Origin of the sequence: Arthrobacter sp. G.S.26, from assembly GCF_050847375.1 — a bacterium.
In the GTDB taxonomy this organism is placed as follows: domain Bacteria; phylum Actinomycetota; class Actinomycetes; order Actinomycetales; family Micrococcaceae; genus Arthrobacter.
Genome location: NZ_CP193754.1, coordinates 16,705 through 32,667 on the forward strand (window position 1 = coordinate 16,705; position 15,963 = coordinate 32,667).

Annotated in this window: 16 protein-coding genes and 1 pseudogene; 4 read left to right on the forward strand and 13 right to left on the reverse strand. The window is 60.6% G+C overall.

What is annotated here, in order from left to right; all coding sequences use genetic code 11:
* Positions 1 to 362 precede the first annotated feature (362 nt).
* Positions 363 to 818: pseudogene (locus tag ACRB8A_RS20000) on the forward strand (recombinase family protein); the annotation flags it as partial.
* A gap of 576 nt (positions 819 to 1,394) precedes the next feature.
* Here the strand turns inward: ACRB8A_RS20000 and ACRB8A_RS20005 are convergent.
* The 8 genes from ACRB8A_RS20005 to ACRB8A_RS20040 all read right to left on the reverse strand — a co-directional run bounded on the left by ACRB8A_RS20005 (position 1,395) and on the right by ACRB8A_RS20040 (position 7,593).
* Entirely contained in the window at positions 1,395 to 1,613 is a 219-nt protein-coding gene (locus tag ACRB8A_RS20005; RefSeq protein ID WP_432246265.1) for a hypothetical protein, read from the reverse strand.
* Between the two features lie 29 nt (positions 1,614 to 1,642).
* Entirely contained in the window at positions 1,643 to 2,299 is a 657-nt protein-coding gene (locus ACRB8A_RS20010; protein WP_432246266.1) for a helicase associated domain-containing protein, read from the reverse strand.
* Positions 2,300 to 2,321: 22 nt separating this feature from the next.
* On the reverse strand, positions 2,322 to 2,864 hold the full coding sequence (locus ACRB8A_RS20015) for a hypothetical protein (RefSeq protein WP_432246267.1): 543 nt from the start codon (positions 2,862 to 2,864) through the stop codon (positions 2,322 to 2,324).
* 840 nt (positions 2,865 to 3,704) lie between these two features.
* The gene (locus ACRB8A_RS20020; protein ID WP_432246268.1) at positions 3,705 to 3,959 is read right to left on the reverse strand and encodes a hypothetical protein; all 255 of its coding nucleotides are present in this window, start codon (positions 3,957 to 3,959) and stop codon (positions 3,705 to 3,707) included.
* 613 nt (positions 3,960 to 4,572) lie between these two features.
* Positions 4,573 to 5,136, reverse strand: coding sequence for a hypothetical protein (locus tag ACRB8A_RS20025; protein ID WP_432246269.1), 564 nt, complete (start codon positions 5,134 to 5,136; stop codon positions 4,573 to 4,575).
* The gene (locus ACRB8A_RS20030) at positions 5,133 to 5,744 is read right to left on the reverse strand and encodes an RNA polymerase sigma factor (RefSeq protein ID WP_432246270.1); all 612 of its coding nucleotides are present in this window, start codon (positions 5,742 to 5,744) and stop codon (positions 5,133 to 5,135) included. Before ACRB8A_RS20030 ends, ACRB8A_RS20025 begins: the two co-directional genes overlap by 4 nt.
* A gap of 770 nt (positions 5,745 to 6,514) precedes the next feature.
* Complete coding sequence (locus ACRB8A_RS20035; protein WP_432246271.1) at positions 6,515 to 7,201, reverse strand: hypothetical protein; 687 nt, start codon at positions 7,199 to 7,201, stop codon at positions 6,515 to 6,517.
* Positions 7,202 to 7,317: 116 nt separating this feature from the next.
* Entirely contained in the window at positions 7,318 to 7,593 is a 276-nt protein-coding gene (locus tag ACRB8A_RS20040) for a hypothetical protein (RefSeq protein ID WP_432246272.1), read from the reverse strand.
* 593 nt (positions 7,594 to 8,186) lie between these two features.
* On the opposite strand from ACRB8A_RS20040, the gene ACRB8A_RS20045 reads away from it, so the two are divergent.
* The 3 genes from ACRB8A_RS20045 (at position 8,187) to ACRB8A_RS20055 (ending at position 14,330) form a co-directional block, all read left to right on the forward strand.
* Positions 8,187 to 8,783 carry a recombinase family protein gene (locus ACRB8A_RS20045; RefSeq protein WP_432246273.1) on the forward strand — a complete coding sequence of 199 codons (597 nt, stop codon included), beginning with the start codon at positions 8,187 to 8,189 and terminating at the stop codon, positions 8,781 to 8,783.
* Positions 8,784 to 8,931: 148 nt separating this feature from the next.
* On the forward strand, positions 8,932 to 9,243 hold the full coding sequence (locus ACRB8A_RS20050; protein ID WP_432246274.1) for a hypothetical protein: 312 nt from the start codon (positions 8,932 to 8,934) through the stop codon (positions 9,241 to 9,243).
* Positions 9,244 to 9,284: 41 nt separating this feature from the next.
* Complete coding sequence (locus ACRB8A_RS20055; protein WP_432246275.1) at positions 9,285 to 14,330, forward strand: helicase; 5,046 nt, start codon at positions 9,285 to 9,287, stop codon at positions 14,328 to 14,330.
* A gap of 17 nt (positions 14,331 to 14,347) precedes the next feature.
* On the opposite strand, the gene ACRB8A_RS20060 is transcribed toward ACRB8A_RS20055, so the two are convergent.
* The 5 genes from ACRB8A_RS20060 to ACRB8A_RS20080 are packed head-to-tail and all read right to left on the reverse strand — an operon-like array spanning position 14,348 to position 15,952.
* Positions 14,348 to 14,755: a LexA family protein gene (locus tag ACRB8A_RS20060; protein ID WP_432246276.1), complete on the reverse strand. Its 408-nt coding sequence runs from the start codon at positions 14,753 to 14,755 to the stop codon at positions 14,348 to 14,350.
* A gap of 5 nt (positions 14,756 to 14,760) precedes the next feature.
* Entirely contained in the window at positions 14,761 to 14,904 is a 144-nt protein-coding gene (locus tag ACRB8A_RS20065) for a hypothetical protein (protein WP_432246277.1), read from the reverse strand.
* The gene (locus tag ACRB8A_RS20070) at positions 14,895 to 15,344 is read right to left on the reverse strand and encodes an MbcA/ParS/Xre antitoxin family protein (protein WP_432246278.1); all 450 of its coding nucleotides are present in this window, start codon (positions 15,342 to 15,344) and stop codon (positions 14,895 to 14,897) included. The genes ACRB8A_RS20065 and ACRB8A_RS20070 overlap by 10 nt, the downstream gene beginning before the upstream one ends.
* Positions 15,331 to 15,642: a hypothetical protein gene (locus ACRB8A_RS20075; protein ID WP_432246279.1), complete on the reverse strand. Its 312-nt coding sequence runs from the start codon at positions 15,640 to 15,642 to the stop codon at positions 15,331 to 15,333. Before ACRB8A_RS20075 ends, ACRB8A_RS20070 begins: the two co-directional genes overlap by 14 nt.
* Complete coding sequence (locus ACRB8A_RS20080; RefSeq protein WP_432246280.1) at positions 15,623 to 15,952, reverse strand: hypothetical protein; 330 nt, start codon at positions 15,950 to 15,952, stop codon at positions 15,623 to 15,625. Before ACRB8A_RS20080 ends, ACRB8A_RS20075 begins: the two co-directional genes overlap by 20 nt.
* Positions 15,953 to 15,963 lie beyond the last annotated feature (11 nt).

Below are 15,963 nucleotides of genomic sequence, written 5' to 3' on the forward strand. Positions count from 1 at the left end.
TCACCTGGCCGGTCGGAAACCCAACTACGTCCAAAACGAAAACGACCACACCCCGCCGGGCCCTGAACAACCAGAAGACGCTCCCGAGACATGACCGCTGACGCAAAGCGAGGCCACGCGGGATGAAAGCCCTGAGAGGCCCGAACCGACATTATTTCCCCCAATAGAAATCATAGTTTGCGCTAACATACGGGTCATAACACCGTTATCATGTGGATACGTCTCAGAAGTACAAGGGCGTACCGAAAACGGTCCGGCTCTTCACGACTCAACCACCCTGCCTCAGTACCGGGTGCCTATTGAGAATGAGCCTCAGGTCGGAATGGGTTCTGACAGTGTAGCCCTTGGTCTTGATAAGTCCGAGTCCAGCGGATGTGAAGCGTCCCCAGCTCGTGGAGTTGGTGAAGTTCGCCCGTGAGGGTGACACCTTGGTAGTGCACAGCATGGACCGTCTCGCCAGGAACCTTGATGACCTCCGGGCCCTGGTGCAGAAGCTCACTGCCAAGGGAGTACGGATTGAGTTCGTGAAGGAGAACCTGAGCTTCACGGGGGAGGACTCGCCGATGGCTAACCTGATGCTCTCGGTGATGGGTGCTTTCGCTGAATTCGAGCGGGCGTTGATAGGGGAGAGGCAGCGAGAAGGCATTGCCCTGGCCAAGACCAGGGGCGTCTACCGCGGCCGGGCCAAAGCACTCTCACCCGAACGGGCCGGCACCCTCAGAGCCAGGGCCGCAGCTGGAGAGCAGAAAGCCGCCCTCGCCCGAGAATTCGGGATCAGCCGGGAGACGCTGTACCAGTACCTGAAAGCGGGCACCTAAGCATTCATTCGGGGGAACCCCTCATTTTTCTGCGACATACTGTTCTCGTTGGCCGCTATCCAACAACACAGAAGAAGGGAGTGCACGGGTCCATACCCGTGCACTCCCTTCACTGTCTGTTGCCCGGGGGATTAGCCCTTACTAGACCCCATTAACCAGTCCGAAAATTGATAGTCCCAGACCGAAGACAGCAGGACGGAGCCTGTGATTCTGATGAGGAAAAGCTGCCGTTTTTGAAACCTGCTTCGATCAGTATCTGTTGCGAGAAACGGGTGGGATCTGCCTGCGAACCTAGCTAGGCGCTTCGAAATTAGCCATCCGAAGATGCCGGCTGCCAGAACAACCAGGCCTGCGATCAGTACGGGCGTCATGGCATGTTCTCTCTAGTGCAACTTGGAGTAATCAGTGAGATTCAACGAATGAGGGTTCTTCCCGTCGCTCATCGGAGACCCTGGTATCCGCCGAAGAACCTCACGAACTGCCTCGAACTGGAAGGCAGGCTTCCCCGCGGGTTCGAGATCTGCCGGGAAGCGTTCTACCGCACTTCGGCTCCCTCGTCCGTGAGCGATCGCCCACTCATCGAATCACGCCCAACGTCGCTTCGGTAGAAGGCTGATTCAGCAGGAAAAGGACCAAACAGGCCGCAACGAGAACCAAACCAGCGAGACTTGAGATCACAGTTCCCTTTCTGAACTCCGGTGATCGTCCACGGCGATCCGCCGTTTGCCAGAGAAAGAAGCTTATTCCGAACCCCACGAAGAAGATGCAGCCAGCAACCAGGTAGAGAAGTGCCATGTTCTTGTCCTAACTATTGCTTCAGATATCTACGCTTGCGGTCCGCGGTTTCTGTGTTTCCTCCCGGCCCGCCACCCTGGGAGCGTGGTGTCGAGCATTGCTGCTTTCCGTGGTTCGAGCTTTGAAGCGCGAGCGGTGATCCGTTGGCCATGGAGCCAGAGCCCGAGCTGGCGTTCATATGGGTCGGTGGTCTTGTTGTGTCGGGGCCAGTCGTTGCCCTCGGCACGGTAGCTGACGAGTTCTGCGAAGCGAGTGGCCCAGCGGGTTTCGTCCCGTTCCTTCTTGGAGGGGACCTCTGCCCAGCCCGGGATGGTGGCGAGCTGGTCTGCGTAGGCAGGGGAGAGGGAGTTGCTGTTCGCTTCTTGCCGGCGGTCGTGGAGCCATGAGGCGAGGCTCCGTTCCCGGACCGTGGTCCCGACAGCGGAAGGGAGCCGTCCCGTGCTGTGGAAAAGGGAAAGGATTTCTGCGAGGTTGGTGCGGCCGGCGGTGGTGGTCCTTGGTGCGCGGGGAAGGAGCTGTTGGTGCGCCTCAGCAAGGCCGGGGTCCTGCCGTTTAGCCAGGGCGAGGTGATAACGGACCGACGAGCCGGCGACTCTGGCCAGGGCAGCGATCCTCCGGACGGGTACGCCCTGCCTGTACATCTGGACCCATTCGGGGTTCGGCGCTGCACGCCGCCGCTCAGTCATCCGCCGCCACAGTCTCTTCTTTTCACAACAGTGGCTGGTCATTCTCGGCGAGAGTAAGTAGCTGCGACTTCAGCGCTTCCATCTTTCGCCGACGACGGAATGTCCAGGGTGGTGACCAAAATGCCAGCCCGGCGAAGAGGGCGGTGACGATCACCCAATACCAAGGATGGGTGGGACTGGTGGTGATCAGGAATATGCCTAGGACGACGAAAGCGCCGGATACTAGAGGACCGATCCACACGAAAGGTCTTTCCTGCCGAATGGTTTTGTCCAGCTCGCGACGCCAGAGCTCACGATCAGCGTCTGCCGGCACCCGTCCACTCGACATCGCTGACCGGAACCGCGTCACCGTCGGGAAGCCCTTGGGCTTCTTGCGTTCCCTGGCCTCCTGCCAGCGGACCACCCCAAAGATTCCGGCCGCCACAAGCAATCCCACAGCAGCTGTGGCGAGAACCTGGTCGGGCTCGATCTTTTCCCCGCTTAGGAGGGGCCGGCTGAGCGTGACGAGTGTGAAAGCCACGGCGGTGGCAAGAAAGACGAGCAAGATGCGCAGTGGCTTCTTCATCCGTTGCACCCCTTTGATGCGGATTCACCCACCGTACCGAGACCAGGGACTTTAGGAAGCAAATTCAGGGAACCTTGAGAATCAAAGTGCTTCCCGTAGCGCAATAAAGCCTCACAAGCAGTCGGGAAGTTTCGTCCTGGGCGGTGCCGGTGTCACATAACCAAGGCGCAGTACAGAGGCCGGGTTCGGCGGTTTTGAGGCGTAGTTATGAGAATCGATCGACCGAGTTTAAACCGCTTGAATCCAAGGAAAGTTGGCTTCCGCAGTCGCACGTCCCTGCGAGGCCGGTGAGACGCCTCGTATCCCAAGGGTTTCGAGGCAGTCTGAGGCGTAGCAGTTAAGGCACCTTCACCGTGCATTTCATCGTTCGGGGTAAACGTACATATCAGGGGCCGATAACGGAGCAGAGGGATGAATCCATGCCAGGCTGTTCGCTCGTCGACCGGCTAACGGGCGCTTTTGCCGGCGCCTCGCAGCGCAAGAAAGTGGCAAGGGTTCTTTCCACTGGAGTGGAGTCGTGAGTGACTTGATGGAACCGCAAAACCTTTCCAGCGCGCGCAAGACGAGGAGTCGCAGATGAGTGCAGCAGTAGTTTTTGGGCTGGCGCTTCTTGGGGGCGGGTTGTTTCTCTGGACGATTGCTGGCGCCTTGGGCAAAGGCTCGGCGGTTATCAGGTCTTGGTTCCGGGACGGCTTGGATATCTCGTGGTGGGCCGAGCGCGGGAAAGCTCAGCTCCACGTAATTGCGTCTATCTGGGTCCTCTTAGGCATCGGGTTTGCGCTTTACGGATCAGTTGCTGATCGATGACACCCGACGCCGGTCAAGACCGTGGAGAATCCTTCAGGCCACATCACCTGATTGCTGTTCGTCTTTGCGTGCCTGCTTCCGCCTGCCTAGCCATTCTTCTCGGTACGCATCAACTTCTGCAGCCTTCTTATTGCCGAAGTGAGCCCCAATTAACGGGCCGAGGCCAGCCCCAATCCCGATGACGGAGTACTGCCACCCCAGGATCAAACCAAGGGCCACGCCGATCACGACAGTCACCGCAATTGAGAGTAGAACCGATTTACCAGTAACTATTCCGTTCCGCGTCATCTCCGAATCATGAGGCATTCCTATCCATCAAACAAGGCGTTTTCCGGTGGAGGATCGACTTACGTGCGCGTGGCGCGCCCACTAAGTCGGCTATGCGCCAGGTGACACGATTGCGAGCTCTCCGCTGCTCAAGAGCGGAGCCAAGCAGTCTGCAATGCTGACAGCGTCCGTTTCCGAGGCTCCAGCTTTCAAGCGAAAACCGAGCCGAGAAGAAGGCATGTCCGCGCTTTGCACAGCTGACTCCACGCTTGGGTCGTCGTCACACTCAGCAAGCGACTCGAAAACCGGGTCAGTTACACCTACGCCCCACCGATCGTCCGTAGAAGCAATACGCGGGTAATCCGATGAATCGGAAGGTGTAGCGCAGGAAGCCAGCAACAAAATAACTAACGGTATCAAAAACTTCTTTCGCATTACCGCCCCCACTCGGCTGATATCTCCCATTGATCACGGCGTTTAGTCGACTTTGCAGGAAGACCCCAAGTATTTCATGTCTGTCCGGTAGAGGATCCGCTTCCGGACGCTATTTAGCTTCGTGAGTGACGAAAGTCTTGACCGCCGGGTCCGCGGCTCTAGCCAGTCGGCTGGTGGCTGTGGTCGTTAAACCCGAAGATCAACGCTGCGTTGTCTTGTCGTCTTTCAAAGCTAACCCGAGCGAGGCGCAGACGTCTTCATCACCTGGGATTACTGCGGCTCGGCCGTCTCTCAGCACACAGACGGTCAATGGATTCGGGACGGGATGGGAGGAACTCCGGTCATAGAGGCTTGGGTGCGCCATTCCGTTAGGGCTATCCGGGTCGAGCCGGTGCTGTGCCCACATCGTTCGGCAAACTGCCAATGCATCCTCGATGGGAATGGGGTTGCGTTGCGTTGATTGTTCACCGACCCGCGTACCTTCCCCCAAGACGGCGGTAGTGCCCGGGAACTGACTGCCGTTCAGTTCGGGGCGTGCGAAACAGGCGATCGAGCTTTTATCAGTAACTGGCATTTGCAGCGCAACGGCGGCTCCGCTTACTGCTACGGCCACTACGAGGCCGGCAAGCAGGATTCGCTTGCCTTTGGTGTTTTGGAAGTGGCGGTTTTCCGGGGTTCCGTCCTGGGCGACGTTAGCAAGGAGCCGTTCGATGGCTTTGCTGCGTTCGGCGTTGAAGTGCGGTGGACGAGGAGTCTCGCTCATGGTGTTCCCTCTTCAGGGGTAAGTGGGTTGGCCGGCAGCAGCCCGGTTTGTGGATTCAGCAGCTTCGACAGTTTTTGTTTAGCGCGGGAGAGCCGCGACTTTACGGTGCCAGGCGGGATACGTAGCAGCTGGCTCACTTCTGTCGTACTCATCTCCTCTAGAACGCAGAGGGCAATGATTTCCTGGTCTCTCCGGCCGAGAGAACGGTAGGCACGCTGCAGGAGCTGAGAGCGGCGATCCTGATCGACGGCATCAGCCACGGAGTCGCCGTGATCAGGCGCGGTCTCGGCACCTGGGAGTCTTCGGATAAGTCGCTCGTACCGCAGATTGGACCGGATACGATTCCTGGCCACATTCGTGGTGGTGACCAGCAACCAGCCGATGACGGAACCGTTGACGAGTCTGACGCTTGATCTGCAGCGCCAGGCCTCAAGGAACACCATCGCCGTGATGTCTTCTGCCTCATGGGAAGTTCTAACGAGGCGCAGGCTGTGACAAAAAACCCGGTCCCGATGGAGAACGAAGAGTTCAGCAAAGGCGGAGCCATCACCAGCCAAGACTTGCGACCACAGATCGCTGTCCTTATCTGGCTTCCCCTGGTTCCCCATACCCATAAGTGTCCGGCAACCCCTCCGCGGTTCCATCTAGGAGGGAAGATATTTATCGGCTCGGCTTCCTGCCTCCTTCGGCTGCCGAATATGGTTGTGACTCCTGACGGGCCTTTCCACACACGGCCGGACGTGAGCACGCGAATGGTGGCGGCTATTTATTCAAAAAATATTGCGCAAGATACCGGTAGTGGAGGACACGACTTGCTGCTCGCGTCAGCAGCGCCCGGTGAAGGATCCTTTACCGAAACGCCCCGATGCTCGAAGGTTGTCTCCTTAAGCGCTAATCTCACTCCATGAAGCGTCGGTGGGCAATGCTCCTTGCAGTCGGTGGCGTTGTCGCAGTGCTGTTGGCGGTTATCGCTGCGCTTGGCAGCGTGTCCCGTATTCCCCGCGTGTGCCCAGCCATTGGTTATGCCTATACGGGTCCCGTGGAATTAGTATTCTCCAACCCGCCGGCATCAGTTGCAGCTTGTTTTGGGGAAGGATGCATGCCTGACCCGGTGGAACAGGGCGATGAACAGAAGTGGCTGGTCCCCCAATCCGCGCCTTACCTGAACAAGCCCGTAAGCGTGACTTCAATCCATGTTGAGGCCACAGCTGCGCTGGGCGGCCAAACCAAAGTTGATTTGCCAGTAGTAACTGAATCCACCGGGGAACATCCCTTCGGAGCCGGATGTGGAGGGCCTTTCAGGTTCAAGCCAGTTCAGGTCACATCTAACTGAGGATGTCCGGTGAAGGATCGGCATACGGACGTTGGCGTGTGACGGTTAGGTCCGGGTCGTGAATTGGACTTGGATGTGCTTGAGCTCAGTGCGTGGAAGCACTGCGGTGACGACGCCGCCCTCTGCGAGTCGGGCTCCGATACCGTAGACGAACGGGTCCGTGTCGACCTCCGCGCCGGGCACATCGATTCCGTTGATTATGGTCCTAGCTTGGCCGTTGACCATCCGGCCGGTTACTGCGGGTGTGTGCTGGTCCCACGGTTTGCTACCCGGCCAGAGCTCCTGCCGGTACTGGTTCATAAGGATGTGGTTGACATGGTCTGCCAGGAGGTCTCGAACTGAAGAGCACTCGGACGGCTCACGGTGCCAGGTGGTTCGCACTGCCTCCCAAAGTTGCGGATAGCGCATTCGCTCCACTTGCTCGATCAGCCAAGGGGGCCGTGGCCATGGCGGAACTTCCTCGATCGATCTGCGTGTCTTCTCGTCGAGGTCCGCTAGGTTAATGCGGTCTGAGTGGTCATCCGGGTTTCGCCAGAGCGTGTAGGTGATGCTCGCCGTCATTTCGCTGTATCCACGATCATCCAAGCCGTAGCTCAGACCGACGGAGTCCGTGTCCTCCAGCGACGGTTGGGGTATGAGCCCGAGCACCGGAATAGGCATGAGTTTCAGGTTCTCGACCCATTCGGAACGGGGGTCGGGGGCGTCCTCGGGAAGAATGCCAGCGGGTCTCATGTCTCGACTATGAACTAAACGAGGGCACCCTGTAAAAGGGAACGAGCTTCGGCTTCCATGTCCGGAAAAGGATCGTCTACCGGCACGCCGAAAGAGCGCCGACTGCACAGGAGGTGCTAGCTCTTGTCAGAATCCTTGGAGTAGTTGGGCAGAGGGTTGCCTTCATCGTCGTAGTAGATGGTGGGACTTGGGTTTTTGCCGAGGATTTTTTCTCGGTATTTTTCTGTCTCGGCAGATTGCGCCGCACCCCAACCCGCACCAACGTATGCTCCAAGTCCAATAGCACAGACGAAGAAAGCTGTTGCCGCCGCGGCTGGTCCTCCGAGAAACGCGAAGAGGCCGGTGACAGCCGCTAGAACCGAGACTGCGACCACCACTGTCGTTTTGGACATGCCTCGATCATAGGTTCGAAAGGCGAAGTTGTTGGGCTGCTGAACGCATCGTCTGTGCATCGCAGGCAGGAGAAACGGGGGCTTCCATTGGCAGAGATCTTTCATGCGCCACAAACTCATGTGTCCAGTAGAGGTCCCACCGCGGGCGGGCCATGCGACATATAGCGCCGTGAAAGCCGCCATCCACCGCCGAAGGTCACCCCAGAGAAATTCCGAATGATAGGGTTATTCATAAGTCAACTACGAAAACAAATTCATCATTGGAGCGAAAGGCAAGGGACTCTGTTGCGGTCAGCACTTTTCCGCCAGCTGAAAGCACCTGGACGGAAAGTCCTGGATGCAGACCGCGGTAGGGGTGCTAGTTACAGTCGCTGTGTCTAAGCGCTATGTCGCAGAGCAAGTCGGGGTTGTCCAGCCCACCGTTGGTTTGCACGACCAGAAAGCCAATGATCACTGCGCATACAACGGCTATCGCGGTGTAGATCCAGAATCTTTTCCACGTCATTCAGCGAACTGTACATCGCAGTGGCCAGAGGGGGCGGGGGAACAAAAAAGTCCCGAATCCGGCGCATCAGCATCTCGAAGGGAATCACATGACGGTTCGATCACCGACCTTGGTGGGCTATGCCAGGGTCAGTACGACGCAGCAGCCGGTGGACCATCAGTTGAACGCGTTAAACACTGCCGGTTGCTTTCGTATTTGGACGGACTATGCCTCCGGGGCAACGGAGGAACGGCCACAGTGGCAGGAGTGCCTGAGCCACTTACAGCCCGGCAACGTCCTAGTGGTGAACGACCTGTCCAGGTTGGGGAGGAACACCGCTGACCTGGCCAATATCGTCAAGGCACTGGCTGACAGGCACGTCGGGCTGCGTTCTCTGACTGAAACCTGGCTGGATACCACTTCCTCCCAGGGCCTCCTGATGTTTCACTTCTTCTCAGCTATTGCCGAGTACGAGCGGAACCGGTTGAGGGAACGGACCAAGGCGGGCCTGGTTGCCGCGAAGGCCCGCGGCCGTGTCGGCGGGCGTCCGACGAAGATGACTCCGGACAAATCCGAGATCGCCCGCAGCATGAGGGCGAAGAAAAGGACCATCGCCGATATTGCGACGGCCATTGAGGTCAGTGAGGCCACCGTGGTCCGGGAGCTGGCCAGACAGCGCAAGGATCTGCAGATTCCCACCGAATAGTGATGTGACAAGGCGTCTGTTCGTGCCTTCGTTAGCGTGGAGGCAAACGGAGGGGGAGCGGGGCACATGGCACAGAGAAAATCAAAGAACCACATTGAAGGCCAGATGAGTCTGGAGTCGTTGTGGGCCGAACCGGAAGAGGTAGTCAGTGAACGAGCACGGCAGACACGCCATGGAGACCATGAAGAATCACGACCCGGAGACGTACGCGCAGATAGCGGACCCCGAGACGTACTTTTCGAACTTGGGGCGCCAGATTCAGGACCAGATCTGGTCCCTGAGCGAGGATATGATCCCAATGCGCGGCCAGGAAGAACCGATGGAGTTCATCGGGATGGTGAACATGGCCAAGCTGCGGGCCCGAGGGAAGGTGTACCAAGAGATGATCTACGACAGCCTGCCGAAGGAAGCCGAGGAGATGGAGCCGGCCTACGGGCCGCAGGAGGACGAGGAGAACTAGACAGCTCTCCCGAGCCGGGACAGTCCGCGCCCGCAGCAGGTGTGCGTTTCCGGCCGGCTTCGCAGGCTGACCTTGCCCCGTCCGGGCAGAAAGCCCGGTTTATCGCGAATATTGAAGCCATCCGGATCGTCCGTGAGCTGGAGCACCAGCAGCGGCCGGCCACGGCGGCTGAGCAGCGTGCGCTGGCGCAGTGGTCCAGTTGGGGAGCTGTCCCGCAGCTGTTCGACAAGGCTGACTGGGCGGATGAACGCGCCCAGCTGCAGGAGGTCCTGAGCGAGCGGGAGTACGCGGCCGCGTCCCGGACCACCACCAATGCCTACTACACGGACGCTGCCCTGGTGAAGGAAATCTGGTCCGCCGTCGAACACCTGGGCTTCGACGGGGGAGAGGTCCTGGAACCGGGGTCAGGGGCCGGCACCTTCATCGGGTTCGCGCCGGACTCGGCCCGGATGACCGGTGTGGAGTTGGATGCTCTGACCGCTTCCATTTCCCGCGGCCTGTACCCGGAGGCGAATATCCGCAGCGAGTCCTTCGCCGACACCCCGATCAAGGCCAACTCCTTCGACCTGGCCGTAGGTAATGTCCCGTTCAGCAAGAACGCGCTCTACGACAAAACCCACAACGCCAACTCGCAGCACTCGATGCACAACCACTTCATCCTCAAGTCCCTCGCGGCCGTAAAGCCCGGCGGCTACGTCGCCGTGCTGACCTCCAGCTTCACCATGGACGCAGCCAACCCGACCTCGCGGCGCGAGATGAGTGCCATGGCCGACCTGGTGGGTGCAATACGCCTGCCGACCGGGGCGCACAGGCGTGCCGCCGGCACCGACGCCCTCACCGACCTGCTGCTGCTGCGCAAGCGCGAGCCGGGCAGGGAACCGCTGAACACCGAATGGGAACGGGTCACCACCGCAGTCGCGGGGGACCGCAACATCAAGATCAACGCCTACTTCGACATGAACCCCCAGAACGTCCTGGGACAGATCACCATCGGCCACGGCATGTACGGGGAGGAAACGGTCAGCGTCAAAGCCGACGACCTCTCAGCCGTCCCGCAGCTGCTCTCCCAACGCCTCGACACAGTCGTCCAGGACGCCTTGACCCACGACCTGGCCCAGGCACCCACGGAGCAGACCCCGGGCAAAACCCCGGCAGCGCTCCTGCCTTCAATGGAGCAGGAATGGGACGGGACGATCAACGTCCTGCCGAACGGCTCTTTCACCATTGTCCGGGCAGGAGAAGCAGAGGAACTTCCGGTACCCAAGGCGCATGCAGGCGAGCTCCGGGACCTGCTTACACTCCGCAACGGTGCACGGGCGCTGCTGGAACTCGAAGCCTCAGATGCAGAGGATACGCCGGAGCTGGACGTTCAACGTTCCTCCTTGGCCGCACATTACTCTGCATTCGTTCAGAAATATGGGCCGGTAAACCGCTATACCGAATCGGTGCGGATTGATAAGGAAACTGGCGAGGAAATTGTCTCTCGCCGGCTGTCGCCGGCCTTTCGCCTGCTGACTTCAAAGGATCCATTCGGTGCACTTCCCGGCGCCCTGGAGAATTTCAACGACGAGACGAAAACAGCCACACCTGCCGGTCTGCTCCAACACCGCCAGGTGGTGGCCCGCAAACCGGTTCTGGGGGCGGACACCGTTGATGAGGCCCTGGCCATCGCCTTGGACACCTACGGCGCCCCGGAGCTGGAGCAGATCGCTGATCTGTTGGGCCTGACGGAAGAAGAGGCCCGTGGGCAGCTGGGCACACTGGTTTTCGATGATCTCGAAACCGGCAAACTCGTCACCGCCCCGGAGTACCTGTCCGGGAACGTCCGCACGAAACTGAATGCTGCCCGCACCGCTGCGGCCGCGGATGAACGGTGGAACGTCAACGTTCAGGCCCTCGAGGAAGTCCAGCCGCCCCGGGTCGGGATGGAAGACGTTGAAGCCCGGCTCGGTGCTGTCTGGATTTCCCCGGCGGACCACCAACGGTTCGTCCAGGAGATCCTGGCTGATCCGAACGCGAGCGTCAGCAGCGTCGGGGGAGGTATCTGGCGGGTCAAAGCCAACCGCGGCTCGGTCCGTTCCACCAACGAGTGGGGGACTGGCCGCCGGCCGGCCCCGGACCTGCTCCAAAGCATCCTGGAACAAAAGAGCATCCAGGTTGAGGATAAGAACGAGGACGGTAAACCCGTTGCGAACCTCGAAGAAACCGAAGCGGCCCAGGAGAAAGCCGAGGCCCTGCAGGAACGCTTCGCGGAGTGGGTCTGGGAAGATCCTGCCCGGGCCAGCCGCCTCATCGACGAGTACAACGTCCGCTTCAACTCCCTGGCCCTGCGTGACTACACCAAAGAAGGCCAACGGCTGAGCCTGCCCGGACTGGCGAAGTCCTTCACCCCGCACCCGCACCAGCGCACCGCCGTTGCCCGCATCATCTCCGAACCGGCCGTTGGCCTGTTCCATGAAGTCGGCGCCGGCAAGACCGCCGAAATGGTGATGGGTGCGATGGAACTCAAACGCCTGGGCATGGCTTCGAAGCCCATGGTGGTCGTCCCGAACCACATGCTTGAGCAATTCACCCGCGAGTGGCTGGAGCTGTACCCGCAGTCCAGGCTGCTCTCGGCCGGTTCTGATGACATCAAAACCAAGAGCGGGGACCTGAGCGCACGCCGCCAGTTCGTGGCACGCGTGGCGGCCAACGACTGGGACGGCATCATCATGACCCAGCAGGCCTTCAAGAGCATCGGGGTGAAATCCGAAACGATCGAGGCGTACCAGGAATCGATCATCGCGGACGTCCGGCAAACCATCGTCAACGCCCAGGCCGAGGGCGAGGACCGGACCACGGTGAAGAAGCTCGAAACGAAGCTCCAGGCCGAAGAAGAACGCATGAAGAAACTCATGGACACCGCACCGGACCCGGGATTGACGTTCGAGGACACCGGTGTGGACTACCTGTTCGTGGACGAGGCCCACGACTACAAGAACCTCCGCACCGTCACCAACATCAAGGGCGCCGAAATCGGCGGTTCCATCCGCGCCACCGACATGCACCTCAAGCTCGAGTACCTGCGCCGCGTCCACGGGGAACGGGTGGTCACCATGGCCACCGGCACGCCCATCGCGAACTCCATCACGGAGGCCCACGTCATGCAGCGGTACCTCCGCCCGGACCTGCTGCAGGCTTCCGGGGTGGAGAACTTCGACGTCTGGGGGGCCACGTTCGGGGAAACCGTCACGGCCATTGAAATGGACGCCGGCGGCCGGCTGAAAAACAAGCCACGGTTCGCCAAGTTCAAGAACGTCCCCGAGATGCTCCGGACCTTCCACGTCTTCGCGGACGTGAAGCTCGCCGAAGACCTCTCCTACCTGAAGAAGCCGGACCTCGTCCGCCGGCCAGGGGACGGTGAGCGGCAACCGGAGCTGGTGTTGATCCCGCAGCCCCCGGAACTGGCCGACTACATGAAAGGCCTGGCCGACCGGCTCGATTCACTCTCCGGGTGGGCCGAGAAGGGCGCGGACAACGCCCTGAACGTCTACAACGACGGACGCAAAGCAGCACTGGACCTGCGGATGGTCGGCATCGAACCGGACTCCGGGACGAAGATCGACCACGTCGTGGCCAACACCCTCAAAGTCTGGGAACAGAACCGGAACAACGAATACACCATCGACTTCGACTCTGACGTCACCTCCGGGACCAGAGGGTCCCTGCAGATCATTTTCTGCGACCTCGGTACTCCCTCGAAAAAGGCCGGCGATGACGGGAAACCCGTCTGGACCGTCTACCAGCAGCTGAAAGACCAGCTCGTGGCCGGCGGGATCCAGCCCGAACAAATCCGCTTCGTTCAGGACGCACCCAAGCCCGAGCAGAAAGCACAGCTGTTCGCCCAATGCCGCAGCGGTGAAGTCGCTGTCCTGATCGGCTCCACCGCGATGATGGGGACCGGCACCAACGTCCAGCTCCGTGCCAAAGCCATTCACCACGTCACCTGCCCCTGGCGGCCCGCTGACCTGACCCAGCGCGACGGGCGCATCATCCGTCAGGGCAATGCCAACACCGAGGTCCAGAACTTCCAGTACGCCACGGTGGGCAGCTACGACAGTGCGGCGTGGGACGGGATCCAGCGCAAAGCCACGATGATCCAACAGGTCCTCCGGGGCCGCCTGGACATCCGGGAAATCGAGGACGTCGGCGACCTTGCCCTGAACGCAGCCCAGATCAAGGCAGCAACCAGCGGGAACCCGCTCGTGATGGAAAAGATCGAAGCGGACGCCGAACGGACCAAGCTCGAACGCCTCAAACGCGCCCACGAAAAGGGACAAAGCACCCTCGGATGGACCAGGGCCGCGACCCAGAGCGCTATCGACAAAGCCGAAAACGCTCTCCCGGCAGTCCAGGCAGCGATACCCCGCATCACCTCCACCGCAGGGGACAACTTCACCGTCGGCATCGACGGCAGTACCTACACCAAACGGACCGAAGCGGTCGCTGCCATCTCCGAATGGGTGCGAACCCACACCCCGGACTACGGCAACTACTCCTACCAGGAACGCGATTACGGGACTCTTGCAACACTTGGTGGCCACCAGCTCCAGGTCCGCAACGCGGCCCAGAACTCACGGCTCGGCTCCTACCAGGACCTCGCCATCACGATCAAGGACGTTCCCGTTCCTCCCTTGGTTCTCACCAGGCTCGAACTGCTCGAAGGCAGCACGGGAATCATCACCAAACTGGAAAACAAGATCGCATCCCTCCCGGAAGTCGAAGCGCAGCTTCACCAAAGCCTCGAAGAGAAGCGAGCAGTCCTGGCCGACGTGGACAAGCAAACCGGGAAACCCTTCAAATACGAAGACAAACTCGCCCAGTCAAAGATCAAATGCGCCGAGCTGGACGAGAAGCTGAAAGCCTCCATCGAACCCGCCAAACCAGCAGAACCCGAGACACCCGACCCGGCAGCGGAAAGACACCGGCGCCTCATGGCGGCCAGTTACCCGGACCGCCCCGCACCTACCGGGCCCTCAACCAGCCCCACCCATACAACGCCAGCCTCCCAGCCGCTGCGCGGCCGCGGCCCGGTGTGGGAACGGTAAAACCGGTACCCGCATCCTCAGAGTCTGTGGAGGGTGCGGGTGGCGACGCCGAGGATTTGCAGGTCCGTCCCGTCTGAGATTTCAGTGGGTGGGACGTTGGGGTTTGAGGCTTCGAGCCAGGCTCGGCCGTTGGTTTGGCGGAGTCGGCGGATGAGGATTTCGCCGCCGTCCACGGTGGCCACGACGACGGAGCCGTGGTGTGGTGTGCCGGCGCGGTCGATCAGGATCTCATCCCCGGTACAGATCCCGTCAAGGTTCATGGCGTTATCGCGGACCTTCATCAGGACGGTGCTGGACGGGTTGGGTATCAGGGCCTTGTTTAGATCGATCCGGCCGGAGAAATAGTCTTGGGCGGGGGAGGCGAACCCTGTGGGCAGAAGCGATTCCGGGACGGGTGAGAGCTGGGGTTCTTCTGTGGCGGCCATGCTGTTCAGTTCGTGCGGATGACGATGAGCCGGTGTCCCTCCGGGACCCGTTCGCGCAGTGTTGAGAGGGCCGCGTTGTATGTGTCTCCGGCGGCTGTGATGTGGTCGTGGGACCCGTCCTGGGCTTCGATGGTGCCTGTTAGTTCCACGTTTTCACCTTTTGCTTTGTGGTGGTGTTCTTTGATGTGCCGAATCGCTCCAGCGCGTGCAGGATCGGGGGAGTGGGGTGGTGGAGCAGGTCCACCGGGCGCCGGCCGTCCAGGGCCGGGCACGGGGTGGTCATCCACGCGCTGAAGTAGTTGTGGGCAATGCGCAGCTCCATCGCCCTGGCGAACAGGTCCCGGACAGCCGGCTTCACTTCCAGGGTTTCGGTGAACTGGTAGCCAGGACACAGAACTTCATCCCCGAGGAAGATCCGCACTAGCTGACGCATGATCGGTTCAGGATCAGCGTGGATCGAAGTCAGGCGGGAGCGCACCTGGGCGAGGGTAGGAAGACCGAACTCCGTCCGGATGCCCTCCCATACCGCAGGCGGGATCGCCTGCCCGCACAGCACCGGCGGGGCCGTGGTGGGGTTAGGCGGCGTCATCGATGGAGGCCAGGATCCAGTGATCGGTCATCGCCGGCTGACGCAGCTGCATGGTCTGCAGCGGGGAACTCGAATTGATCCTGACCTGGACCTGCCAGACCGTCGTATCAACCACCGCGGCCCCGACCGGAACCCTTGTCTGGTTTTCCCACCAGGATTCGCGTTCGAACCAGCGAACAGGGTCCGCAGCCACAGCCCAGATGTGTCCGTCGTACCGGACGGCCAGGGGTGTGCCGTCGAGGGTGAAGCGGACGTCCACCGCGGCCGCGAGGGGCGTTTCAGTCTGTACTGCTGTCATTGTTGGTTCGTTCTCCCAAGGTTCTGTCCAATGTCTTCGTGCGGGTGACGGCCGAGGCCCACACCCACGTCGAGCGGCGCAGCGGCCCGTCAATCCAGGACACCTGCACGGCTTTCTGTGTCCACGTGTGTGCAAGGCCCTCGATGAGCTCGGAGCAGTCCTGGAACCGGATCCAGGCTTTGACCGGGATCCCGTGCACATCGGCCTGCATCGGGGCGTTGTCCAGGTCCAGCTCTTCCGGGGTCAGCCCTATCGGGCCGGCCCGCCGGGCGTACCGAGCCTGCAGCCGCTTGAGCTGGTCACGGTCCATACCACACCTTT

What these genes read in the sequence shown, in the direction of transcription:
- ACRB8A_RS20045 (WP_432246273.1), top strand. Translation starts at nt 8,187, where the DNA reads ATGACGGTTCGATCACCGACCTTGGTGGGCTATGCCAGGGTCAGTACG.
- ACRB8A_RS20010 (WP_432246266.1), bottom strand. Translation starts at nt 2,299, where the DNA reads ATGACTGAGCGGCGGCGTGCAGCGCCGAACCCCGAATGGGTCCAGATG.
- ACRB8A_RS20040 (WP_432246272.1), bottom strand. Translation starts at nt 7,593, where the DNA reads ATGTCCAAAACGACAGTGGTGGTCGCAGTCTCGGTTCTAGCGGCTGTC.
- ACRB8A_RS20080 (WP_432246280.1), bottom strand. Translation starts at nt 15,952, where the DNA reads ATGGACCGTGACCAGCTCAAGCGGCTGCAGGCTCGGTACGCCCGGCGG.
- ACRB8A_RS20075 (WP_432246279.1), bottom strand. Translation starts at nt 15,642, where the DNA reads ATGACAGCAGTACAGACTGAAACGCCCCTCGCGGCCGCGGTGGACGTC.
- ACRB8A_RS20060 (WP_432246276.1), bottom strand. Translation starts at nt 14,755, where the DNA reads ATGGCCGCCACAGAAGAACCCCAGCTCTCACCCGTCCCGGAATCGCTT.
- ACRB8A_RS20005 (WP_432246265.1), bottom strand. Translation starts at nt 1,613, where the DNA reads ATGGCACTTCTCTACCTGGTTGCTGGCTGCATCTTCTTCGTGGGGTTC.
- ACRB8A_RS20035 (WP_432246271.1), bottom strand. Translation starts at nt 7,201, where the DNA reads ATGAGACCCGCTGGCATTCTTCCCGAGGACGCCCCCGACCCCCGTTCC.
- ACRB8A_RS20070 (WP_432246278.1), bottom strand. Translation starts at nt 15,344, where the DNA reads ATGACGCCGCCTAACCCCACCACGGCCCCGCCGGTGCTGTGCGGGCAG.
- ACRB8A_RS20015 (WP_432246267.1), bottom strand. Translation starts at nt 2,864, where the DNA reads ATGAAGAAGCCACTGCGCATCTTGCTCGTCTTTCTTGCCACCGCCGTG.
- ACRB8A_RS20025 (WP_432246269.1), bottom strand. Translation starts at nt 5,136, where the DNA reads ATGAGCGAGACTCCTCGTCCACCGCACTTCAACGCCGAACGCAGCAAA.
- ACRB8A_RS20020 (WP_432246268.1), bottom strand. Translation starts at nt 3,959, where the DNA reads ATGACGCGGAACGGAATAGTTACTGGTAAATCGGTTCTACTCTCAATT.
- ACRB8A_RS20030 (WP_432246270.1), bottom strand. Translation starts at nt 5,744, where the DNA reads ATGGGGAACCAGGGGAAGCCAGATAAGGACAGCGATCTGTGGTCGCAA.